Below are 24234 nucleotides of genomic sequence, written 5' to 3'. Positions count from 1 at the left end.
TCAGCTACTAATCTTCTATCAAACGATGTTCTCAGGTGGAGTGTAACGGATAGAACGGAGCTGCGGAGTGTCTACCTTTCTTCCAAGATGAAGAGATTCCATGGCCAGATTGATCATTCCAGTTGTGAGGAAAGTCCGCTCCGCACTGACGGGAGAACGATTGGTCAGTACCATCTGCTCGATCAGACTTGTCAGCTTCTCGAAATGGTTGTAGGGTCTACCCATTCCGCTTTCACAACGGGCTGCTGTAATCTCACCATGAGCTCCACGAAAAGCAAGTCCCCACTCCCTGATATAACGCTGAAGCTGAAGAACGTAGCCTTTCAAACCGTCGTTATATGCAATAGTGAACAAGACAGGTACGTCCACATGATCCCTAGGATGACCAGGTAGCACATCTCTAACTGTGCTTAGTGCCTGCAACATGAGCTCCTCGGGAACTTCGCCTCGATCCATGGCAGCCCAAACAGATCGCCCCTCCAGCGCATGAACAGATCGAATCCCGGTCTCACCGCCATGTCTTTGTTCGGCTGAAGCTTGCAGCACCTCCATGCCATGAAAGCCATAGGATTCGACTCCAAGCCAACTAATCACAAAAATCTCTTTCACCTGGTGAAGTTTCTTCGATGAATAATTGGGTATTTGGGGAACGTGCGGAATAGAGGAACCTCCGAGAAAAGGCAATTCCCTCTTCATCAGCTCTCTGTAAATCCATTCCGCATCCTTCATATGATAAGTCAAATGTTTATCATTAAATATAGGAATAGAGAGGCCTAAACGATCCATTGCACGAAATGTTTCTTCAAAAAAACGACGGCGCGGATACATCTTTTGACGCTTCTCGTTCCAAGGGTAGTCTCCATGCTCGCCTATTAATAGAACACCATTAATCGGTATCCCGACATGTGGAGCAGCAATAGCCTCCTCAATGGATGTGTAGATAGGTATACCCCTCTTTTGCGCTTCCGCAGTACCAATATCGTTTAAAGGAACCTGATCCAGATAAAGCGAAACAACTTCGATTTGCGGAGAATACCCGAACATGCCTAGCAGGCGTCCAATGATAACTTCCGCATGCGAATCAGGGCGATATTCAGTTACGATGGCAGCTACTTTCTTTCGCTCGTTCTGAGAGTTCATGGGGTAACCTCGACACCTTCATTCATCCAATTACCGACCTGAACGAGCCAATGTGCCGTTGATTCAATGATCGCTTGTAAATACATGGCACCTTTGCCTGCATCAGCCGGGAGCGTGGAATCTGTGTAACCATCCGTACCCGTTAAGAGACTATGTTTACCGACGAAAGTGCCCGGAGGACCTGTATGAATCCAAGAATGTTGTGTATGCGCAAGGCTATTCATTGCATCCCTACGAATCAAATGCGGTTCTAGTGAAGCAATTAGAGATGTTTCGAAACCTCCAGCATGACCAGGAACCATGCCCATCTCATCCGCTTCAAGTTCGGTAAGAGCGGTTTTGGATAAACTCCAATAGGAGGCAGAGGCGGTCCAGATGTCATACTGGACGGCTAGATCTTGAGCAGCCTGATGCATCAAAGGTTCATTGCCACCATGTGCGTTAAGATAAATGATTTTACGAAACCCACTCTTTATCAGACTTTCACCTATGTCTTTCAACATGAGTAAATATGTCGATGATGAGAAAGATAATGTACCCCCGAAAGCCAAATGATGCTGTGAACACCCTATCATAAGCGTTGGAGCCAATAATAGCTTCGTAGACACCAAAGCCCTTTTACAGGCTTCAAAAGCAATATGTTCACCGATAATACTGTCCGTATATACCGGAAGATGAGGACCGTGCTGTTCCGTTGCGGCAAGTGGAATAACTACGGCATATCCCTCTTGCGCTTGACGTTTAAGCGTTTCTCGCGTACCATGATGAAACTTTAAATCGCTCATAGCGCAAATCCTCCATCTATTGTAATTAAAGCGCCAGTAACATATGAAGCAGCATCTGATAGCAGAAAAGCAGCCAACTCTGAAACTTCATCAGGCGTTCCCGACCGACCAAGTGGCGTTTGCTTGGCGACTTCTTCCTTGAAGGAAGGAGGAAGTGTACTTAACGCTTCTTCAGTTTTGATGTCTCCCGGCAGAAGCGCGTTAGCTCGAACCCCTCTGTTGGCGTAATCAGCAGCTATGACACGGGTCATCTGATTCACACCTGCTTTGGCAGCACCGTAAGCGAGACAGGTTGGTTTTACCTTTTGGCTTAAGACAGAGGAAGAATTAAGAATAGCCCCTCCTCCTGATTGAATCAGGAGAGGTAGCGCATATTTATTTACCAGAAATGTACTTGTCAAAGTTCCTAAGAGAACTTGATTCCATTCCTCTAAAGTGAGCTGCACGGCGGGTTTGGATATTTGTGTATAGGCATTGTGATATACGCCATCCAATCGACCCCAGTGATTCAGAATATGTTCAATCGTCATCGTAACTTGCTTCTCGTCTCGCACATCCGATTGGATGTAAATCCATTCCATTGGGAGAAATGAAACAATCGTTAGTTCACTCAACTTTCGATGAGCATCCTCGGGATCCGCAAGGTCCGTTACTACGACCTTTGCTCCTCTTTCAAGAAATAACCTAACGGCTGATAATCCTAATTTGCCCAGAGCTCCTGTAATGAGAATTACTTTACCACTTAATTGAGCCACAGGTTGTTCCTCCTAAGTCTGTTCCATGATAAAGCAAGCCGTCAGTGCCGCCGACCAATGAAAATCTCTGACAACGTCCATCTTCTGCCGAATATTATACGTACCTGTTGGCGGGCCCTTGCGATCACATTCAGTAGGAGGCAACTGATCAGCCGAATCAAAATACTCAAAGATGACGCCATATTGTTCATAGTATTTTTGTACCATTTGGATGCTTTGCAGACCAAGTGTTTTTGCTTCTACTTCTCTACCTTGCCGCTTAAGTCCGGTATAGACGAGGTAGTTCATATTCAACCAAACAGGCCCCCGCCACATATCCGTGCTATACGTTTTTTCAGAGACTGCGGTAGTTGGGATAGGGAAACTAGTTTGAAAATGATTGGGATCCTGCAGGATGGATATCAAACGGTCTGTGCGTTCTTGGGGTACATGTTTTAGGAGCAGTGGTAGAAAACCACTTACCGCCTTTACTCGCGTAAAGTTTCCGTCCATGTCTCGATCAAAATAAAAACCTTCGCTCTCGTCCCACAGTAATTTTTGAATTTGATCGCTAAGATCAGCAGATTTTCGCTGCCAATGCTGAGCTAGTTCGGTTTCTCCGAGCTCCTCAGCGATTAATCCAATGTAGTGAGCATCCTGAGCGACAAATACAGAAAAATCTACGGCATCCAACATAGCCGCACGATCAAACCGTGGGGAATTATCCATACCGGATTCTCCAGAACGGCATAATGGATTGCCTTCAATCATCCATTCCAGCAGTCCATTCCCATTATGGTCGCGATGCGTTATATCCCAATTAACATAACGTTCGAGAATAGGGAGTGCATACCGCAGATTGGAACTTTGTTTGGTATATTGGAAATTCTCCCAGATTCCCCATGCCAGAATTGGTGGCTGAGTCATGTCAGAGCCTGATCCATCTACTTTGTATGTATGGGGAATCATGCCATCCTCACGCTGGGTGTCCAGTACAGATTGGAGAAATTGCCAGGACAAGTCTGGGTTCAACTCATTCATTGCAAACGAATGGAAGACAGAGTCCCATAACCACATCGCTTTGTGAGGAACACGGTCAGGCGTGGACCAGTGCTGACGAATCACTCCTTCAGGAGCAAGGGTGTTGACCTTCATCACACTTAAGCATTTTAGAAGCAAGCGTTCATTCAACGGATCCTGAAGGTGAGGTACATATTGATAGTATTGCAGTCTGGCCTCAACTTCCTCCCAGCAATCGAATGACAGTCCCTTCACGACTCGGCCGACAGCTTCTTCAATTTGTCGTCCGTAAGCTAATGCCCATCGTTCCTTGACTCTTAACAACGCGATAACATCCTGTCCATTCGCTGACTCTGTAATGAATAGCGACTCCTCTGTCCAAGATTTGCCTCCATCTTCTTCTTCAAAACTTAGTTCGATGTCAATCGTTAGAGGAACCCTGCCAATAAGCGTATGCCAGCTCTGATAAACAGCCAACAGCGGACCTTCCTTCAGTTCAGTTAAGAAAACATCTCCCGTAGCAATTCGAACATCACCAGAATGAGGAATGATAAATTGCAATGTTCTTCTTCTCGGTGTATGAAATAGTAGACTGCACGCTTCTCTCCCTACCGTAGCAACAAATTGAGAATCCGAATCCGTTTGCCCGTCATAGCCGGAAAAAGCAAACAACGCGCCCTCTTTCCATATATTGGGTAGATTTTTCTGGATATCTAACGCTTTCTTGCTCCACGCCAAATGTGCTCTCTCCTCTATAACTCGTTTTATTGATTTTATTATCTCGCAATTCAGATAACAGGTTATATAGAGAAATTTGCTCATTCGTTACATGATTTTGCTCTTTTTCTCATTTCAGCTCGAAATACACTATGGTATACTCAGAATTATCTGATAGTTAAGGCGGGTGAACAGCGATAGACATTTTGAAGAAAATTGAACCCTTCGAGGGTAGGCGTTTCCCACTACGAATGACCGAAGTCATTAGCTGTTTTCACTTAGTAAGACCGCACTGGCATGAACATCTTGAATTTATACAAGTTATTGAAGGTGAGGTTCAAATTCTTATCGACAATCGAACCTTTGTAGCGCGTGCACCACTTATACTTTATATTAATAGCTGCAAGATTCATTCGATGCAATCGTTAAACGGCCAAAGCAGCACCATCCACGGGATGATCTTCGACACCACCTTATTAACTGGCTCCTCGGAACATTCCGAGCTACAGCATCTATTCGCTCATTTCATTCAAACAGCTCCTATCCTAGGTCCTATCCACCCCACACATCCGTTGTGGAATGAATTGAATACCCATTTTGAAATCGCATACAAAGAATATGTGACGCAAGAAATCGGAAGTGAGCTTGTCATCAAATCGTCACTATATCGCATGATGATCCCTTTACTTCGGAGCTATCAGCAGGAGCTTTCTCTTTCAAAAGACTTGAACAAAAGCTTCGATCAATACAAACGGCTTAAACCAGTTATTGATTTTATCGAATCCAATTACGCTCGTAAGATATATACCGACACTCTCGGTGGGCTGGTAAATTTAAGTCCTTTTCACTTTACTCGTTTTTTCAAAAAAGTAACGGGACATACCCCGATGAACTACATTAACCGTTACCGGGTAGAAATGGCCAAACGGCTACTGATTGAACACCATTTAAGCATTACACAGATTGCAGAACGTACAGGATTCTGTAATGTTAATTACTTCGATAAAGTTTTTAAAGAAATGAATGGATTCACTCCGCTGGAGTTAAGGAAGCAATTTACCGATGGATAAACAACTGCGAATACCTAAAAAGCCTTAGCGCAAAATCTGCAGCCAAGGTTTTCGCCGTCTAGTCAATGTGAAAGGTACAGAATGCGAACTTCTACCGGAATTGAAGGTTTTAACTACTCTCGAACGCTTCCGGTACTGGTTTTCTATGGAATGCTTTGATATCTTGCAGCGGCGGTAGTCCGAAGAGCCGACGGTATTCACGACTGAATTGAGCTGGACTCTCGTATCCGACCTCCAACGCAGCGGCCGTCGCATTTACGGAGCCGTTCATCATGAGCCGTCTGGCTTCCTGAAGGCGGAGCTGCTTCTGATATTGCAGTGGAGCCATCGTCGTGACTGCTTTGAATTTGTGATGCAGTCCTGAGACACTCATCTTGGATGATTTCGCCACCTCTTCGATTGAGAAGGTTTTATTGTAGTTTTCCTTTATCCATTCAATAGCTTGACCAATCCCTTCATTCTGCTGCTCCATGAATGCTCGTTGGACAAACAAGTGCCCACACTCTCCCGTAAGTAAACGGTAAATCATCTCACGTTTTATCAGCGAAGACATAAAGCGAATTTCCGCCTCTGGCTTGCCCCGCAACTCCAAAAGTCTGATGAATAAGAGCTGCAAATGTTCATCAGACTTACCAACATAAGCTCCAGGACCCAGCTTTCCGTCAATCGGCGTCACACTAATACCGGCATCCCTCATAACACTCGCAATTTCTTCTATCGCTATATCGATTCGTAAGCCGAAATACGGTGATTGCCCTGTAGCGCCAACGACTTGTCCGGAGGCTGGAATGTCCATTAATGATACCAAATAATCCCCCGCGCTATAGTAAACCATTTCCTCGCCGAGATGAAGTTTTTTAGAACCTTGTAGAATTAGGCAAAAAGATGGAGTCAGAACGCCAGGAATAATTGCCGTCGGCCGGTTACGCCGGATCAGCGAAAAGAAAGGTATCGACGTCTCCGTTCGACCTTCTCTAAGATTAAAGGAGTCTACAATATTCAATATTTGTGCTAATTCGTTCCCCAAAGATCATCCCTCCATTCGTATTCCTTCCCCTATTATACGGCCTGCTTCAAATATCGCCAACCTTTTTATAATAATATTGAAATATCGATTTGCAGTATTGTGCAATTTTAAAGCAGGAACGAGCTACTTACCCATGCGGAATCGCGTCATAATAAGGCTATACCTTGAAAGGGAGGAATTCCTCTTGAATGAACATTCGAAACGTATTATTTTGGCTTTGATTGTCGCCTGTCAGTTGATGATGGTACTCGACACATCTGTGCTAGTTACTGCATTGCCTGAAATCGGCCGTACACTACACCTGTCCACGGCGGCTTTAACTTGGGTGCAGAACGCTTATATTTTGGCGTTCGGAGGCTTCCTCTTAATAGGAGCACGAGCGGGTGACATCTTAGGTAGAAGAAAAACATTCAGCTTCGGAATCGCCTTGTTTTCACTGGCCTCCATCCTAGCTGGCATGGCGCCATCCGCTACGCTTCTGCTCGTGGCTCGCGCTATGCAAGGCATAGCAGCAGCGATCGCGACACCGTCTGCGCTCGCCTTGTTATCAGTCAGCTTCTCGGAAGCTCGCGAACGCTCGAAAGCCATCGCCGTCTACAGCGCTGTAGCCGGAGCTGGCGGCAGCGTCGGCCTCATCGTTGGCGGGCTGCTGACTGATTTAGTTTCTTGGCGCGCCGGTATGTTCCTCAACGTACCCATCGGTATCGCTTTGCTTCTTATGGTGCCTCGCTATATGCAGGAAACGGAGTCGAAATCGGGCCGACTGGATATCATGGGAGCCATGACTTCGGTGATCGGCATGACGGCCCTAGCATTCGGTTTTGTTCAAGCTGCTTCTGCCAGTTGGGAAACTCCGGAGGTATGGGGTTCTCTTGCTCTAGGAGGCGTCTCACTTGCAGCTTTCGTGTGGATCGAAGCAAGGGTGAAAGAACCGATCACACCTCTACGCCTATTTGCCAACCGCACGCGATCGGGAGCCTATTTAGGTAGGCTGTTGCTTTTGTGCGGGAATTATCCAATCTTTTTCTTCGTCCCACAATTTCTGCAGAACGTCCTTCATTTCAATTCGCTGGAGGCTGGACTCGCGATCATGCCGTTCACGGTCATACAGTTTGGCATGATGTATGTCATGCCTTCGCTTGTAGCACGGTTCGGGAATGCAAAAGTATTAATCGCCGGATTACTAATTGCGATCGCAGGTACAAGCTGGCTGAGTCAGCTATCAGCTGATTCAAGCTATTTCACTCATTTGTTTCTTCCTTTAATCGTCATGGGATGTGGTGCGGGGATGATCTTCCAGCCTTTCACGACACTAGGGTTATCTGCTGTTGATGCCAAGGATGCAGGTGCTGCATCTGGACTTGTCAACGTTGCTCATCAGACAGGAGCATCACTAGGACTCGCAGTATTGATTGCCGTGTTCGAGGCTGTGAACCGTCAGGCTGTTCCTTCGGCTACGACTTTTACCCATGCAATATCTATCTCAATTGTGGGTTCAGCCGTATTCTTGACGGCTTCTCTTCTAGCGGTTTTGATCTTTCTACTACCAGCAGACAGGGCGCAACGTAACGCCGTGGTTGCAGTACGTAAAGCATCCTAATGTTTCTACAAATAAACCAGGGAGCAGATCTATGTAACGATCTGCTCCCTGGTTTATTGCTTTTTCCTTCAACGTATTAATTACAGCCATTACCCATTACGCTTTTGAAAATCAATCATGAATTCAGCAAGATCCTTACAAGCCTGAAAAGGTACTGCATTATAGGCAGATGCACGTAATCCCCCGACACTTCGATGCCCAGCTAACCCATCAAAACCATGCATTTCGGATTCCTTAACAAAAAGCTTCTCCAGATCTTCATCTAACATTCGCCAAGTGATATTCATCATGGAACGAGAAGTTTTTTCAATTATTCCCTTGTAATAACCGCCGCTATTATCAATAACATCATAAAGAAGATTTGCTTTTTGGATATTAACTTTTTCTATTTCTGTGACTCCTCCCTGCCGGTTAATCCATTCAAGTACAAGCTTCATCATATAAATCGAATGAACTGGAGGTGTATTGTAAAGTGATTGGTTTTGAGCGTATGTTTTGTAATTTAAAATTGCTGGGATGGAGTTCACACACGCATTCAGTAAATCATCACGAATGACCACTACCGTCGCTCCTGCGGGTCCTAGGTTTTTTTGAGCCGATGCGTAGAACATTGAAAAATCACTAAACTTAAGCTTGCGACTAAGTATGTCACTGGTCATGTCACCAATCAGAGGAACTGAGCTAGTCGAAGGAAAATCTCGAAATTGCGAACCTTCAATCGTGTTGTTGGTGGTGATGTGAATATAAGCAGTATCTGGCTCTACGTTTATGTTATTCACAGAAGGAAGACGACGCCAGTTTTCTTGTTTACTACTAGTTACAATTTTGGCATTACCTATAGTTAGCGCTTCTGTATAAGCCTTTTCTGCAAAACTACCTGAAAGAACATAACTGCCATTTCTTTTAGACGACATCAAATTTAACGGTACCATTGCAAATTGCATGCTTGCACCGCCACTCATAAATAAGACTTGATACCTCGAAGTCAATCCCAAGAGCTCAAGCATCATTTGCCGCGTCTCCTCAAATAATTGCTCAACATCCTTACTGCGATGAGACATCTCCATGATGGACATTCCGTTCCTATACGCAATAAATTGGTCTTGTGCCTGGTGCAAGACTTCAAGCGGAAGAGCTGCCGGTCCCGGATTGAAATTGTTAATACGATACATGTTGCCAACCTCCTCAGTTTTGTGAAAACGCAAAAACGCCCTTCGTCTTATTGGGACGAGGAGCGTTTGCTCGCGGTGCCACCCAACTTGATCGAACATAACTGCTCGATCCTCTTGGTTCCGCGATAACGGTCGGGGCCGGCTAACTTAGGAACATCATTGGAAGAATGTTCTTGACGGAAACGCCTCCGAGTTGGATTCTCTTCATAGGCTTAATTCTGTTATTGAGTTAATATTCAGTTAACTCTATTACCAGTACTTTGTCAATCATTATTTGCTCGTTTTTCCTTAAGCTGATAATACAGACCACTCGAATCCGACCATTCCGCGAAGAGCACGGATGTATGATTTGGAATTCCACTAAGCTGCAGTAGTTGATCCACCCAGGTCCTGTCTCGTCCTAAGCGCTTCAATGTATCCTCATTGATGCTGCCGTTTTCAATAATATAGGAGGGCAAGCTGACGCTTCCCTGTCTCTCCTTGGCATTGCCACTGAACTCTTCCGGGTTCTTCTGACGGAGTACGCTGATGCTGCCGTTCGTCTCGAACAAAGCATATGCCACTTCACGCAATGAGAATATATTATTTTCCCGAAGCAACATCCCTAATTGAGCGAAATCGAGATTGTTGCGTTTCATCGCTTTGAAATCGACCACGCCATCCCGAATAATCAAATCTGGCGTTCCCGCGGCATAGCGAGATATTTTGGGGAATAATGCGATAAATTTCTCTAACCCTAGCGCTAGTACTGTCCATATAATTAAAGCAAATAGTAGATGGCTAAGATGAATCTCATCATCATAAATCGTATTTCCGACCAGTTCACTGAGCATTAAGGAGGAGACAAAATCAAAGGCCGTCAATTGAGAAATTTCTTTCTTCCCCAGTAGTCTGGTCATGATCAGAAGACCTATTAGAGAGACCGTAAGCTTAACTCCGATACTTACATATAGACTGGCATCCATCAGCATCTTCCCCTTCCCTTTTCTTGGTAGTATACCATGAACCTAGCAGATGCCGTTAGACCATATAAAAACACGATACCACATAGGTACCGTGTTTTATTAACTTCCTAGATTCTTAAAATCCTGTAGAGATTGTGATATTTCACTCCAACGATCAGGAATCCCCTGCTTATTTTCGCAATAAACGACCTGTAAAAATTGGGATACATGCATGACTTGCCCTTCCACAAGAACCTCGCGAATCTCAGAAGGCTTCGTAGGTACATCGTGTTCCCTTGCAAGCTCAAATTGGTCGAGTGGCACAAACATGTTCAAACTTTTTCTATAGTTACACCGATCGGGGTATCTTGGAGAGCTTCCTGAGTCATATTTAGATAACTTAACAGCGTCATAGCATTCAGTAAGCAAAACATGGGCATCAAATTGAAGAATGGCAAACGCTTCGTCTGGTTCTCTTCTTCCATACATCTCTAGCATTTTCTGACAATCCCGTTGAGTCGGCCAAAGAAATACGTGTTTATCCAGATAACTATGAAATTGTTGATGCGTTGTTTGTGGATCCATGACTTGATCCGCAATCCGAAGATGAGCATTCGCTACAAACCTATTTCCGTGAAATTGAACTTCTTGTCTTACTAACCGTCTCTCCTTCGATAGAGCTGGGTCAACTTCATGGCATGAATACAAGGCATCTACATGCGCAATGGAGGGCAAATTCCGTACTCTCGTAAAATGAAATAAGGATTTCCTTTTTAAACTGCTCGTTATTTTATCAATAATTTCACTTCTCATAGGGATGTGCTTTCATCTTTTTTAATCATTTCTAAATAAGAAAGAATCAAATCAATAAAACCACTAGCTGCTTGACTCAAATACTTATCTTTATGCGAAACAATAACGACTTCACGGGACAATTGCGGTTTGACGATTGGAATTTTAATCAAATCTGCATAGTGGTACATGTCAATCAATGTTTTCGAGAGAATCGTTGCTCCAATTCCGGATCGCACTAAGGTAAATAAAGAGTCTACGGTCGTCGTTTCTATAAAAGGTTTTAATGAAAGCCCTGCAATTAGGCAGGTGGAATCTATGAATTGCCTGCACCGATGTGTTTCAGGAAACATAACAATCGGGGTTGTAACTAATTGGTCGAAATCGATGTGCGTGTGACTGGCCAAAGGATGAGTCGCGTTCGTCACGAAATAAAAGGATTCATGATAGAGCGAATGGATTGATAATTTATCGTTGTCTACAGGAAGTATCGAGATGGCAAAATCAAGCTCATTCAGAAGAACCCGTTCAACAACATTTTCATTCGCAATTAACTTTATGTGTATGTTCGGATATTTTCGATGAAAGTTGATTAATTGTGTGGAAACGAGTTCATTTAATTCGCCTGGCAACGCGCCGATCGAAAGAGTTCCACGTTCTATTTGCTGGAGTTCTTTGATTTGTTCACGAGCCTTAGCTAAGGAACCGATGGCTATATGGGATTGCTTGTACAAAATCATACCTGCTTCAGTAATCATTGTCTTCTTGCCAATGCGATCAAACAATCGAACATCGAGCTCGTTCTCCAGCGCTTTAATTTGATGACTTAGCGTTGGCTGCGTAATCCCAAGTTTTTCGGCAGCGCGAGTGAAATGGAGTTCTTCACACGTCGTCATGAAATATTCTAATTGTCTCAATTCCATGCTCTGATTCTCCTCGTGATGTATGCACCATTCGTTCTATTTGCCTCAAATCAGTTCAGATGTATTATTCGTTACAGCAAATGCGATCATACTAACCTTGCAGCAATTTACCGGTAAACAGAATGTTCAGTGTTCGAACAAACAGTACAACAAGCACGATACTAAGAAAAGATAGAATGGCCGCGGCGATCGATATGAACATCCAAGAATCAACGAACATGGCATACTTCAATGCTGCATTGCTAAGTGCAGCCAAGGGGAAACTTACAGCCCACCAAGAAGCTCCGAAAGGGACAGACTTTCTAAATATTTTAAAGAACATAATGACGAATAAAAATAAGCCAAAGTAAAACAATAATGCTGAGAAACTGTCTATGCGACCCATAACATCCGTATAACCTAGGAAGCCAACTTCAAATGGTGCAGTCAAAATCATCATAGAAGGAATTAATCCAGCTGGCAAAGGTTCTTTATGAATTAATCTTGAGACAATAATAACGAACAGTACCAACGCAATCATACTTCCCATAGCTAAACACAGCAAATTGACTTCGTGCGCCCAAGCAAATGGCATCGTGCCGCCAGCAACAGCTACGTCAAGCGTAGCCACACCTGGAATCAGCAAAGGTGGAACGACATGTCCAGCTTCTAAATTGCCTTTAAACAATCGTGAAACAAATACTAAAGCCAGCCCTAACGTAGTTACAGTGCCGAAGATCCAAGCAGTCTGGCCCATCGTTTCATTGTAATTACCTATCACGGTTGAAAGTAGAAGAATCGAAATGGTGATCGTACCGAAAAAGTTGCCTAATATAGGATGATTAAATTCACTTACAACTTTCTGAGGGTATCGTACCCACTTACAAATATAGCCGATACTTAAGGCAATAAACATCGCTAACGCTATAATTCCGATTACATCTCCAATGACTGGGGAAGTGCCAAAAAGCTTGCTTGCCTGTCCCCAAGCTGAAGACAATCCTGAAATTCCCATGACCGAAGCGAATAAATTTACTGGCAGGAACTGGACCGAACCAATGCTTCTTTTGTAATTCTGTATGGGGCTTGCTAATGTAGTCATAGAAAGGAGTCACCTCTGTGTTGGATTTATCCTAGCGAGGGTCACGGTACTTGATGTGACTGCTTTCCCTCTAGGAACCCCCTTATCTTACCCCTTCCCTCAGAGAGTGATCAATGTTGTTGTTTCTATTATTTCTATAGATTCAACGACTAGTTTGAAAAAAATCCACTGCTAGAGCGGATCTAAATGGTACAATACGAAATATGGTTAAAGCTGACGACTAAATAATATCAAATCGATAATAGCAGGAACTCCGATCTGGATATCGATTACGAATCCGCAAGTCTTGCTTAGTGACTGAGATCCACCCATTTTTCTCAAAAAAAGTGGATGAACTTGCTGCGTCGCAAGGCGTATCCAAGAAAATAGTTGTTGCTCCTTGCTGCCTTGCATACTCCAGAATAACATCACACAATTCTTGACCATACAGGTGCTCAACTTCACATTTTTCGATATATATATAAAACTTTTTAATATGAAAGATATCATGCGTATGCAGTTGATGCGTTTGAGCATCTAAGTTGTCAGGCACTTCATCGTTAACTTGATTAACCGTAAACTCATTCTGTTTGAAAGATAACGTGAGCTCAACAAATTCCTCAGAATCACGATGTTGTACTTGCCCTAAACGAATCATGTAACTTTCCCTCATTCATTCAAAATGTATTCAAACCAAGCATGCTGCTCTGAGTCTCCACTCCCAGACATACATTCCTCATCATAACTAGAATTGATCACGTTGTAACCATCCACTCATCAAGAAAACTAACCATCCAAGTTTTTCCTATAATCCTTTTAATTAACGCACTTCATTTTAATAACTTAATAAAATATTTTTACTTAATAAGCATACACAAGTGATTAACTTATATGATATGATACTTAAAAATTATAATGATCTGTTGCCAAGTGTGTGAAAAATAGTAAGAAATATCAACCCTGACTATGGAACACGGGGTGTTTTTTTGTGTTTTTTCGTTGCACATTTAAGGTAACGTTGGATATGAATAGACAAAAATTTGATAAAAGTTGGTATACATTATGTGGAAGCCAGATCGATCAAGCAAAACACCTATTTATCAACAAATAGCGGATTATATGGAACACCGTATCGTATTTGGAGAGTTCCCTCCTGGTACTATGCTTCCTTCTGAACGAAAATTGGCTGCTGTACTTCGAGTCAATCGAAGTACAGTAGTGTCTGCTTACGAAGAACTTCGTGCTACTGGCATACTGGTAAGTAGTAAAGGCAACGGCACGATTGTTTCTAATCCCAATGAGGAAAGTGGGATTAACCAAACACCGAATTGGAAAGAGTACGTTGAGGCTGGAAACTTCTTACCAAATCAACCTTTCATACGTCGTATTCGCGAAGAATTACTTCACAAAAAAGGGCTTATCGACTTCGCTAGCGGCCAGTTGTCACCGGATTTATATCCTCATGAAACGATTCGTGAACTGCTGCAGAAACGGCCCTTTTATGAACAACTGGGTTATGACAATCCGCAAGGGTGCGCACACCTTCGGGAAACACTCGTTTCCTTTCTAGCTCAACATCTTCATATACATACCACGGACTCATCTATCTTAATTTCATCTGGCTCTCAACAGTCCTTATATTTAATATTACAGTGTTTATTACATCCTGGTGACGCAGTTGCTATTGAAGACCCTTCTTACTGCTATTCCATGCCAATGTTCCAATCAGCAGGTTTACGATTATTCCGCTTACCCTCCGATGAACAGGGCATTAATCCTGAAGACGTTATGACCCTGTATCGTAAACACAAAATTCGCATGGTCTTTGTTAATCCTAATTTCCAAAACCCAACGGGAAGTGTCATGCCGACTGAGCGAAAAATGAGATTACTTGAAATTGCCTCAGAGCTGGGCATTCCCATTGTTGAAGACGACACCTTTACATTAACTGCCTTCGATGGTCATCCACCTCCAACCTTGAAATCATTAGATAAAAATAACAATGTATTATATATTGGTTCCCTCTCCAAAACAGCATCTTCTGGGTTACGAATTGGTTGGTTAATTGCTCCCCAATCCGTCATAAGTCGGTTATCCGATGCTAGAGCACAAATGGATTTCGGCTTAAGCAGCATTCCACAGTGGGTTGCCAACCTTTTTATCAAGGAAGGTCATTTAGACAAGCACATACTATTTTTACGCAGCGAATTAGCCAAGAAAAGAAATGAACTGGTGCGAGGACTAACGGAAATCATGGGAGATACGATTTCATATGCCATACCTGAAGGGGGACTTACGCTTTGGTGTAGAATCAATCGCGAAGTTGATGAATTCAAATGGCTTGAAGAGGCGACCAAAAGAGGCGTTATCTTTGTGCCGGGAACTGTATATGGTTCGAATAAAGGGTGGATTCGCTTAAGCTTTGCAAGGCCCCATTTCAATGACATTGTGCCAGGGATTCAACAACTTCATGCAGCTTTAGAGATAGTCGGACTTTGATTCCACTACTACACATCAACATACATTTCAAAAGAAAGTAACTTATTTAAAAGTAGGTGCAACCTTTTGATAAACACCTCCGTTTATGTTTCTGAAACACAAAAACATATGAGGTGAATGAACATGAAAAAAACAATCAAAACCTTCACGCTAACTGCAGCAACTGCCTTGCTATCCCTATCCCTAGTCGGCCAAAGTTTTGCCGCTACAAGCTCCTTCACTGACCTAACCAATATTGCTTCAAAAGATAAAATTATCTCGCTTCAACAAAGTGGTATTGTCAGTGGAATGACTCCAACACTCTTTGCCCCACAAGAGAAAATTACAGCTTCCCAAACCGCACAATTGCTAGTGAATGCACTTGGACTTAATTTAGATTTGGTGAATTTTGTGAAAGAGCCAAAAGCGAATGATTATTATGCGAATGCTTCCAATGATGCTTGGTACTCGCAAGCGCTAATCGTCGCAGCTGTCAACAATGTTGAACTTCCCAAAGATCTGGATCCAACTAAGAAATTAACCCGTGAAGAGTTCACCCACCAGCTCGTTCGCGCGATCGAAATTAGTAAGAACCTTCCTTTGATTAACCCAGTTGTTGTCGACATTAAAGATGGCGATCAACTAACCGTAGAGTATTCGGGATCCATCCAACGCGCACTTAAATACGGGATTATCACATTAAATACGGATGGTACCTTCCATCCGAAGGATGAAATTACGCGTGCTGAGGCTGCAGAGGAAGTATTTAATGCACTAGCATACTTGAAAGATCATCAAGCACCCGTCATTAGCAAGGACCCTATCTCATCCTCACAAGCTGTTCAGCTTATCACGGATACACTTGGTAAATTAGGTGCGGATATCCAAATTAAGATTGATCCCGATGCCAAAGTAACGCGTGAATCGTTCACCTATCTTCTTATTCACACGTTGCAAACCAGTGAGAAATTACCGATGATTAAATTAAATCCTGTCGACATCAAAGATAATGACAAGATTGACATCTTGCATGTTGGCGCCATCCAAACCGCGCTTGCTTTAGATATTGTCGAGCTGCAAGTTGACGGGACGTTCCATCCGCAAGACGAGATTACCCTTGCAGATGCAACCGAAATTACTAATCAAGCAAGGAAAGCTGTTGAAGGTTTTAAGAAGTAAAGTAAACAAGATGACAAGATGCCCCCTTTCTCGGAAGGGGGCATCTTGTTATACCTTTTATTTATCCATGATTGGCAGCTTGTCGCTTGTATAAATCTTCCAAAACTAAACACGCCATCGCTTCTACTACAGGAACAATTCGCGGACATATACACGGATCATGACGACCAATTGTTCGAATTTCTTGTTCTTCTCCCCTCACGTTTAACGTCTTCTGGGCAACTGAAATCGAAGAAGTTGGCTTCACACTAATTCGGAATATAATTTCTTGACCCGTACTAATTCCGCCTAGAATGCCACCAGAATGGTTACTTAGAAAGCCTTCACTATCCATTCCATCATTATGCTCACTGCCTAGCATTGCAGCAGCTGCGAAACCCGCACCGAATTCGATCCCTTTAACAGCTCCGATAGAGAGCATCGCTTTCGCCAATTCAGCATCCAATTTATCAAATACAGGTTCTCCAAGACCTGGCATGACCCCACGAATCCGGCATTCTACGATACCACCACAGCTATCGCCAATCGCAGCTAATTGTTCGATTTTTTCAATCATTTTGGCTCCAGCAATGGGATCACATGCACGAACTGCATTGCGTTCAATCGCGTCCTCTTCAAAGGTTTCACAAGATATTCCACCAATTTCAAGCGTATAAGCCAACACTTGCACACCTCTATGTTCAAGCAGTTTCCGAGCGACTGCCCCTCCAGCTACTCTACCCGCTGTTTCTCTACCTGAAGCCCGCCCACTCCCGCGATGATCGCGAATTCCGTACTTCTGCAGATATGTGAAGTCCGCATGGCCAGGTCGAAAAGAATTCTGAATATCATTGTAAGCCTCCGGCTTCATATCTTGATTATAGAGATTGACGAATAAGGGTGTGCCTGTCGTTTTCCCTTCGAATACACCTGATAAGATATGAATAATATCATATTCTTTACGCGGCGAGGTCACCGAGGATTGGCCAGGTTTTCTGCGATCCATTTGTTTCTGTATATAGGCTTCATCGATCTCGATGCCTGGTGTTACGCCATCCACAATGACGCCTACCGCGGCACCATGTGATTCCCCGAAAGTTGTAATTTTGAAAATTTCACCGAATGTATTTCCAGCCATATGTTTGTAGGCCTCCTGTTTAGTAAGTAACTTCTACACCTAATGCAGCAATGTGTTCGAAATATCCTGGACATGTCTTCGATACACAACCTGGATCAGTTATTCGGATGTTTTCCACCCTAAGTCCAATTAATGATAGCGCCATGGCCATGCGATGGTCGTCATGCGAATCTACGAGTGCCGCAACTGGTTGCCCAGGGTAAATGGTTAAACCATCGGAATGCTCCTCTACATGGACACTGAGTTTGCCCAGTTCATGACATATAGCCGCAATGCGATCACATTCATGATGTCGGATATGAGCAGCATCTGTAAGCGTTATTGGCCCATCTGCAAAAGGAGCAAGTACAGCGATGGTTAACGTTTGATCGGACCATTTCTTCATATTAAGCGTGAAGCCGCCTTTGAGTTGATTCGCACCCTGCACTTCAACAAAGTTCTCACCGCGAAGCACGGTACACCCCATTTGCTCCAGTACATCTAGCATCTCAATATCAGGTTGACTGGTCCTTCGTGCGTCAATTCCTTCAGTTCTAACACAACCTGCGGTTAAGGCAGCCATTGCCCAGAAATAACAACACGTTGAAACATCAGGTTCAAGTTGAAAATTCTGCGCTTGGTAGGTCCCTGAAGGAACCCTAATCGACTGTCCATCTGCCGAAACCTCCGGTGTGATTCCAAAAGCACGCATCATATCCATCGTCATTTGTACATAATCTCGCTGCACAATTTCTCCTTCAATCTCAATGGTTAGCGGTGCTTGTGCATAGGGTGCCGCTAATAACACACCACTTATAAACTGACTAGACGTCGATCCTGGCAGCTTCACGATTCCACCTTGTAGACCTGCAGCGTCCAGTTCGTAAGGCAAACGATGTTCCTCTTCCTCGTACTTGAATGAAGCTCCCTGCTTTGAAAGCGCTGCAAGTAAAGGAGCAAGTGGCCGCTCACTTAATCGTTTGCTCCCTTTGACCGTCCATTTGCCACGTCCGATAGCTAGAGCTGCGGGCAAGAACCGTGCAACTGTTCCTGCTGCGCCCATGTATAACTCTCCAGAGGCATTGGGCCAATGCCCTCCACAGCCGTCCACATAAGCAGTTTCCCCCTCGATGACAACAGAAATCCCTAGTTTCGTTAGGGCATCTATACACCAGAACGAATCATCACTTTTCAACATACCGCTTAACTCTGATTTCCCCTCAGCTAGCGCGGCAATGACTAACGCTCGGTTCGTCAGACTTTTGCTCCCCGGTACTCGGATGATTCCTGTCACTTTCGATTTGGGAGGACTAATTCGCACTTCCGAAGTTCCCTTATTCGTCGACCACGCAGAACGCGCTTCCCAATCGGGCTGATGCATCGCCATATTCGCCACCTCTTTTGTGTTTTTACTATATGGCTATTATAATAAGTTGAATGAAATAAATGAAATCGGAATTTATCCATTATGTCATAGAGGGGGTCTATATCAAAAGATGAATTTAGAATGGTATCGTATTTTTTTGCATACAGCCAAATGCCGTAATTTAACGAAAGCTGCACAAGAACTGCATATCACACAACCATCCGTGAGCTATGCGATTAAACAAATAGAAGAAGCTGTAGGCCTCAAATTATTTCATCGACTGTCGAAAGGTGTGGAGCTCACCGAAGAAGGACGAACGCTCTTCGATTACGTCGAACAATCCTTTGCACTGCTGGATTCGGGACAGAAGCATCTTCGCAATCTCAAACAACGACATCAAGGTGAGATTCGAATCGGGGCGAGTGATTCCTTAATTAAGCACCTCCTGTTGCCTCAATTGAATGCCTATCATCAGCAATATCCAGGTATACGTATTCGGTTATCACATGGGAAAACAGGTGAGATTACGAAGCGTCTGAAGGAAGGTGAGATTGATTGCGCGATTGTTCATTTGCCGATTGACGATGCTGAACTGATCATTCACACCTTAGCTGTGTTGGAGGATTGTTTCGTGGTTGGTGAAAGTTTCCGCGAATTAGCGAATCGTCCCGTCACAACCCAAGAGCTCGCGGAACTGCCTCTTATCTTCTTATCGCCTGGAAGCAGTACACGCGTGTCAATCGAGAAATGGTTCGGGGCACAAGGATTCGTCGTGAATCCAGATATTGAATTAGGAAATATCGATCTCTTAGCGGAGTTCGCCAGGTTAGGTTATGGCGCTGCCTTCATAAGTCGGTCTTTTGTACAAGAAGAACTTGAATCTGGTTCACTCATGGAGCTCACATTGGAGGAACCACTTCCACCACGCAGTATAGGACTAGCTACACGTCGAAATATGAAATTATCCGTTGCCGCTGAAGGTTTTGTCCAGATTCTGCATACATAATTTGGCGTAATTGAACGATATTCCTTGTTCCAACGTCATATTTAAGAACAGAATCTATATGTTTAAGGAGTTTAGAAATGAAACATTTCCTCACATCACGATTAAACTGGGCAAGAATTAGCGATCAACTGGAGATCTACTGGGAAGCACAAGTGCTGAAATGGAAGAAACGATTAAATCCTTTGACGAACAAAATCGGATTTGGTATCTATTTTATAAACATATGACCTTAAACCTCAATCGTTTGAACAAAGAAATCTTACAAATTGCTGAGGATCATATGAACCTGTCACTACTCAAGAGACCCGAGTTCCCTAGTTTCATCTCCGTTGTTGATGGCATTAGTGCGTCTTCGATGGTCATGAAACTTCCCAATCATATTACGAAGCAAATTACATCTATGGTAAGATCGCTGCCTGGATTCAAATCCTTACAAGCCATTGCTCGTGAGTATGGGTACAAATGTGAACTGCATTACAATCAAGGGAAAGCCTTTTTCGGATCGTTGCAGATTCATTTTATCAAAATTAACACTTTGCCAGCGCTGCCAGCTTGAATCTCCCATTCCAAACAAAAAAATCTCCCTAAAAGGAGATTTTTTCTATATGTACATCTATTCAATTGTGTATCGAATGAAAGCAAGCAATGCTAATAAGCCTGCTGCAATGGAGATGACATACAATGAAGTGAGTCTTACCCATTTCGTACCTGTTTTCTGAAAATAGGACTGATCTCCTTCACGATTTTTACGGGAAAACCCGATAATAAATGTCGACAATAGCCCAAATAATAAAATAACCGAGAATATTACAAAGTATATGGATGTATTCATAAGAAAAACGGCCACCCTTCTTTTATCTAAATCAGTTTGTCTATATAACATGTATTATGACTCGGAAATGCCACTTTTACTATTAAGTTGACTTAACATATATTATGTAAACAAACCTCATGTTTTATTAATTTCAATCGGAAACATTTGTTATAACTGTATTTTCAATTGCAGGGGCTGCCGAGCTGCCGTTATGCTATTCCTAAATGATTTACACGAATGGAGGCCATAACGATGTTAAAAATCGGAATTATTCTCGGCAGCACGCGCCCAGGCCGTAGAGGCGAAGCCGTCGCTCAGTGGGTGCACGAAGTCGCAAGCAAACGCGCGGATGCAAAATTCGAGATCGTCGATTTGGCAGATTTCAACTTACCTCTGTATGACGAACCCCACCCTCCTATGTTGATGAAATACACCAAAGAACATACGATTGCTTGGTCGAACGCGATTCAAGCTTATGATGGATTCATCTTCGTAACACCAGAGTACAATCACGCTGTTCCTGCGGCTCTGAAGAATGCGCTTGACTTCTTGTTCAATGAATGGAAAGACAAAGCCGCAGGAATCGTCAGTTACGGTGGAAGCACAGGTGGAGCACGCGCAGCGGAGAACTTACGTCTCATCATAGCCGAGTTACATATGGCCAGCGTTCGTGCTCAAGTTACGTTGTCCCTCTTCACTGATTTTGAGAACTTTACCGTGCTCAAGCCCCACCCGCGTCAGGAGTCTGCTGCGAATACCGTGTTTGATCAAGTCATCGCCTGGAGCGGGGCTTTGAAGACATTGCGTTAATGTCCAATCAATGAAAGTCCCGTCAAAATTGCATAAAGGCACTTATTTTCGTCAAATACGGCTATTATTTGAAAATAAGTGCAAAAAAGCACCCTTTTGGAGCAAAATCGCGCCAAAAGGGTGCTTCTCGCTGAAAAGGTTGCACATTTGCACGTATTTCAACTTGAGTGGGACTATTCAGCTATAAAGGTTGCACTTTCGCATCTTTCGCTCAACTTCAACTCACGCTTATTCAACTTGATTGATGACAGCTGTCCACTTATCGCTTTCCCAAGCCACTTGTGCGCCAAGCGCTTCAGATGCAAATCGTAAGGGCACATACGTTGAACCTTCCGAAGAAATAAAAGGCGCATTGGATAGTGCTTGTCCTGTCCCGTTAACCAGCGCTTGTTTGTTCCCAATGTTCAAAACAATCGTTTTTGAACCTTTCACAATCGTAACCTGTTGACGTGCCCCTTCCCAAATTACTTTGGCTCCCATGGCTTCAAAAACACCACGAAGCGGGATGAACGTACTTTCGCCAATGATTTTGGCCTTGGGAGTTACATCAATGTAAGTTCCATTCACACGAATGCCTACATCGTTCTGAGCAAATTTCTTTGGCGGATCCGTCTTGACCGGATTCCCTTTCTGCTCCGTCGTAGATGGCTTAGCCGGATTTTCTACCGTTGTGAAAGACCAAGTCGTTTGTTCAACGGTTACCGTATACGTTTCTCCATAACTAAGCTCTTGCTTCGGAATAATATGCCATGCGTTCGTATCCCCTAGTTCTTGCTTCAGTTTATAAATCTCGAGGGAGACACCTTGACTATCTCTCAATGAGGCAGTTACGTCCGTCTTCTCTTGAGCTACTCCTGCATAGGTGATGAAATATCCCGACTTCTCCAGATTGAATTGTTCTAACGGATTCGGGACCTCAAACCCATAAAATCCAATCGGTACTCCCCGCTGTCCATCATAAGGATAAACTCCTGTTCCTAAGTGGGTGAACCACTTTTTCGCAGGATTAAGGACTAGTGCATGCTTGTTATATCCAACGCCGAGGAGTGACATGTCCGGTAAGATCAGACTTGCGCGATGAAGCGGTGCGTCCAGCAAGGACTGAACACCAACTTCTGGCGAATCCGTCGTAAATGATACATCCTCAAATACCCCGTATTTATCCGTATCCAAACCTGCTGCCGCCGCCCGGTCCCAAGGAAGTTTGCCTGAGAACCCTTGCTTGTTCGGTGTTTCTGTATGTCCATTCTCCTGATTCACAAGGAGATAATTCGCATGATTGCCAGCTGCGGAGGTAAGTGAAGAATCTAGTTCCATCAATGGAATACCCATATGTGCCCTGACGTCATTTAAATAGTCTAGCGCGGCGTTTTGAACATCGTTATCTGCTGCAAGTGCACTTAGATTCCCGAATATCATAGATACCCCAGTAAGAACTGCTGCAAGCTTAACGCTCATTTTCAACTTAATTTTCATTGTACCTCCGTAACACACGGTTTAATTTCCACGAATCAATCCTTTTCGACAAATTCCCTCCTTATTCCTGCAAAAGAAGAGCTAAAAACGTCAGATCACACGTGGAAATCTGCCTCACCTCCCAGGTCACTCAAGCATCATGAATAAAAGCCACCGAGATTGAACTCGGTGGCCCCTATAAGTTTATTCATCTTAGCTTGGCATACAGATTGGATTGTTCCTCTCAAATCCCCCAATCGGATATCGCAGATTGTCCAGCTGGTCCATTTCGTCACTTTCCCTCTCTCAATCCAATCTAACTGCCTTATCCGGATCTCTCAAATACTCAAACATGCTTATCACCTGAGCAACCGTGTTACGTTCTGCTGATAATTCGGGAAGCTCATGTTCACCGAAAAAGCGCACTTCACTCGTCTCCACACCGCTAAGAGCTTCGCCGCCAACGATTTGACAAAGAATAAACATTTTATAAATGTGATACGGTTCAGGTGGATGGCCATGGAACTTTTTGTCAAGAACGGCAAGTAATCTGACGGGCACCACATCAAATCCTGCTTCTTCTCTAATCTCTTTCACCGCAACTTCCGAAGGTGAATATCCAATGTCAGCCCAACCCCCAGGGAGCGCCCAGGCACCATCTGCTTTCTCCTTCACAAGTAGTATTCGTCCCTCTTCAAAAACAACGCCACGAATATCAACCTTCGGTGTTGCGTACCCAGCTTCATTCGCAAAGCTTAAGTGAATCGCATCCTTGCCCACCAATGTGTATGTATCCATAATTTCTACACTTAGTTCCCGAAGCGCTTGGAATCGTTCCAAATCATAGACATCCTTCGAATACGTTAAGCCAATCTGTGCTATCGACTGAATTTGCTTAACCCAATCTAGCCATTTAAGGCTTACATCCTGTTCTGGCATCTCTTCACTCTCCTACTTTTCTCCCAATATATAATAAATGCGATGTCAAACACCAATTCAGCCCATTTCCCACTTGAAATAAATGGAAAATTCCAATATAATGACCT

Annotated in this window: 23 protein-coding genes; 7 read left to right on the top strand and 16 right to left on the bottom strand. The window is 43.7% G+C overall.

Annotation, left to right across the window (positions count from 1 at the left end; all coding sequences use genetic code 11):
• Window positions 1-18 precede the first annotated feature (18 nt).
• Genes AC58PV_RS11910 through AC58PV_RS11895 form a run of 4 tightly spaced genes read right to left on the bottom strand, consistent with a single transcriptional unit; the run spans window position 19 to window position 4417 of the window.
• A complete protein-coding gene (locus AC58PV_RS11910; protein WP_497432445.1) occupies window positions 19-1140 on the bottom strand; it encodes a hypothetical protein in 1122 nt (373 codons plus the stop codon).
• Window positions 1137-1925 carry a creatininase family protein gene (locus tag AC58PV_RS11905; protein WP_497432444.1) on the bottom strand — a complete coding sequence of 263 codons (789 nt, stop codon included), beginning with the start codon at window positions 1923-1925 and terminating at the stop codon, window positions 1137-1139. Before AC58PV_RS11905 ends, AC58PV_RS11910 begins: the two co-directional genes overlap by 4 nt.
• Window positions 1922-2680 (bottom strand): SDR family NAD(P)-dependent oxidoreductase, encoded by a 759-nt coding sequence (locus AC58PV_RS11900; protein ID WP_497432443.1) that lies wholly within the window; start codon window positions 2678-2680, stop codon window positions 1922-1924. Before AC58PV_RS11900 ends, AC58PV_RS11905 begins: the two co-directional genes overlap by 4 nt.
• 12 nt (window positions 2681-2692) lie before the next feature.
• Window positions 2693-4417 carry an amylo-alpha-1,6-glucosidase gene (locus tag AC58PV_RS11895; RefSeq protein ID WP_497432442.1) on the bottom strand — a complete coding sequence of 575 codons (1725 nt, stop codon included), beginning with the start codon at window positions 4415-4417 and terminating at the stop codon, window positions 2693-2695.
• Window positions 4418-4647: 230 nt separating this feature from the next.
• Here AC58PV_RS11895 and AC58PV_RS11890 point away from each other — a divergent pair, with 230 nt between their 5' ends.
• Window positions 4648-5466 (top strand): helix-turn-helix domain-containing protein, encoded by an 819-nt coding sequence (locus AC58PV_RS11890; RefSeq protein ID WP_497432441.1) that lies wholly within the window; start codon window positions 4648-4650, stop codon window positions 5464-5466.
• A gap of 109 nt (window positions 5467-5575) precedes the next feature.
• On the opposite strand, the gene AC58PV_RS11885 is transcribed toward AC58PV_RS11890, so the two are convergent.
• The gene (locus AC58PV_RS11885; protein ID WP_497432440.1) at window positions 5576-6493 is read right to left on the bottom strand and encodes an AraC family transcriptional regulator; all 918 of its coding nucleotides are present in this window, start codon (window positions 6491-6493) and stop codon (window positions 5576-5578) included.
• Between the two features lie 184 nt (window positions 6494-6677).
• Here AC58PV_RS11885 and AC58PV_RS11880 point away from each other — a divergent pair, with 184 nt between their 5' ends.
• Window positions 6678-8093: an MFS transporter gene (locus AC58PV_RS11880; protein WP_497432439.1), complete on the top strand. Its 1416-nt coding sequence runs from the start codon at window positions 6678-6680 to the stop codon at window positions 8091-8093.
• 89 nt (window positions 8094-8182) lie between these two features.
• Here the strand turns inward: AC58PV_RS11880 and serC are convergent, their stop codons facing one another.
• From serC to AC58PV_RS11850, 6 genes are all read right to left on the bottom strand, one after another.
• Window positions 8183-9265 carry a 3-phosphoserine/phosphohydroxythreonine transaminase gene (gene serC / locus AC58PV_RS11875; RefSeq protein WP_497432438.1) on the bottom strand — a complete coding sequence of 361 codons (1083 nt, stop codon included), beginning with the start codon at window positions 9263-9265 and terminating at the stop codon, window positions 8183-8185.
• Window positions 9266-9528: 263 nt separating this feature from the next.
• A complete protein-coding gene (locus AC58PV_RS11870) occupies window positions 9529-10230 on the bottom strand; it encodes a DUF421 domain-containing protein (protein WP_497432437.1) in 702 nt (233 codons plus the stop codon).
• Between the two features lie 99 nt (window positions 10231-10329).
• Entirely contained in the window at window positions 10330-11022 is a 693-nt protein-coding gene (locus AC58PV_RS11865) for a DUF7002 family protein (RefSeq protein WP_497432436.1), read from the bottom strand.
• Window positions 11019-11924 carry a LysR family transcriptional regulator gene (locus AC58PV_RS11860; protein WP_497432435.1) on the bottom strand — a complete coding sequence of 302 codons (906 nt, stop codon included), beginning with the start codon at window positions 11922-11924 and terminating at the stop codon, window positions 11019-11021. Before AC58PV_RS11860 ends, AC58PV_RS11865 begins: the two co-directional genes overlap by 4 nt.
• A 91-nt stretch (window positions 11925-12015) precedes the next feature.
• Window positions 12016-13005, bottom strand: coding sequence for an SLAC1 anion channel family protein (locus AC58PV_RS11855; RefSeq protein WP_497432434.1), 990 nt, complete (start codon window positions 13003-13005; stop codon window positions 12016-12018).
• A 220-nt stretch (window positions 13006-13225) separates the two neighbouring features.
• The gene (locus AC58PV_RS11850) at window positions 13226-13642 is read right to left on the bottom strand and encodes a hypothetical protein (protein ID WP_497432433.1); all 417 of its coding nucleotides are present in this window, start codon (window positions 13640-13642) and stop codon (window positions 13226-13228) included.
• Between the two features lie 404 nt (window positions 13643-14046).
• On the opposite strand from AC58PV_RS11850, the gene pdxR reads away from it, so the two are divergent.
• Together pdxR and AC58PV_RS11840 are read left to right on the top strand one after the other, a co-directional pair.
• On the top strand, window positions 14047-15483 hold the full coding sequence (gene pdxR, locus AC58PV_RS11845) for a MocR-like pyridoxine biosynthesis transcription factor PdxR (RefSeq protein WP_497432432.1): 1437 nt from the start codon (window positions 14047-14049) through the stop codon (window positions 15481-15483).
• Between the two features lie 123 nt (window positions 15484-15606).
• Window positions 15607-16641, top strand: a complete 1035-nt coding sequence (locus AC58PV_RS11840; RefSeq protein WP_497432431.1) for an S-layer homology domain-containing protein — start codon at window positions 15607-15609, stop codon at window positions 16639-16641.
• Between the two features lie 61 nt (window positions 16642-16702).
• On the opposite strand, the gene aroC is transcribed toward AC58PV_RS11840, so the two are convergent.
• Window positions 16703-17758 carry a chorismate synthase gene (aroC, locus tag AC58PV_RS11835; RefSeq protein WP_497432430.1) on the bottom strand — a complete coding sequence of 352 codons (1056 nt, stop codon included), beginning with the start codon at window positions 17756-17758 and terminating at the stop codon, window positions 16703-16705.
• A gap of 19 nt (window positions 17759-17777) precedes the next feature.
• Window positions 17778-19124 (bottom strand): 3-phosphoshikimate 1-carboxyvinyltransferase, encoded by a 1347-nt coding sequence (gene aroA / locus AC58PV_RS11830; RefSeq protein WP_497432429.1) that lies wholly within the window; start codon window positions 19122-19124, stop codon window positions 17778-17780.
• A gap of 109 nt (window positions 19125-19233) precedes the next feature.
• Between aroA and AC58PV_RS11825 the strand changes: the two genes are divergently transcribed.
• Window positions 19234-20109, top strand: a complete 876-nt coding sequence (locus AC58PV_RS11825) for a LysR family transcriptional regulator (RefSeq protein WP_497432428.1) — start codon at window positions 19234-19236, stop codon at window positions 20107-20109.
• A 160-nt stretch (window positions 20110-20269) separates the two neighbouring features.
• Window positions 20270-20665, top strand: a complete 396-nt coding sequence (locus AC58PV_RS11820) for a hypothetical protein (RefSeq protein ID WP_497432427.1) — start codon at window positions 20270-20272, stop codon at window positions 20663-20665.
• 57 nt (window positions 20666-20722) lie between these two features.
• Here AC58PV_RS11820 and AC58PV_RS11815 read toward each other — a convergent pair whose 3' ends face one another.
• Window positions 20723-20941, bottom strand: coding sequence for a hypothetical protein (locus AC58PV_RS11815; RefSeq protein WP_056625377.1), 219 nt, complete (start codon window positions 20939-20941; stop codon window positions 20723-20725).
• A 234-nt stretch (window positions 20942-21175) separates the two neighbouring features.
• Between AC58PV_RS11815 and AC58PV_RS11810 the strand changes: the two genes are divergently transcribed.
• On the top strand, window positions 21176-21733 hold the full coding sequence (locus AC58PV_RS11810) for an NADPH-dependent FMN reductase (protein ID WP_497432426.1): 558 nt from the start codon (window positions 21176-21178) through the stop codon (window positions 21731-21733).
• Between the two features lie 228 nt (window positions 21734-21961).
• On the opposite strand, the gene AC58PV_RS11805 is transcribed toward AC58PV_RS11810, so the two are convergent.
• Together AC58PV_RS11805 and AC58PV_RS11800 are read right to left on the bottom strand one after the other, a co-directional pair.
• Window positions 21962-23209, bottom strand: a complete 1248-nt coding sequence (locus tag AC58PV_RS11805) for a stalk domain-containing protein (protein ID WP_497432425.1) — start codon at window positions 23207-23209, stop codon at window positions 21962-21964.
• 285 nt (window positions 23210-23494) lie between these two features.
• The gene (locus AC58PV_RS11800) at window positions 23495-24127 is read right to left on the bottom strand and encodes an NUDIX hydrolase (protein WP_497432424.1); all 633 of its coding nucleotides are present in this window, start codon (window positions 24125-24127) and stop codon (window positions 23495-23497) included.
• Window positions 24128-24234: the final 107 nt, after the last annotated feature.

This window comes from Paenibacillus sp. J22FR83, assembly GCF_059691955.1.
This window is presented reverse-complemented; position numbering and strand designations above follow the sequence as displayed.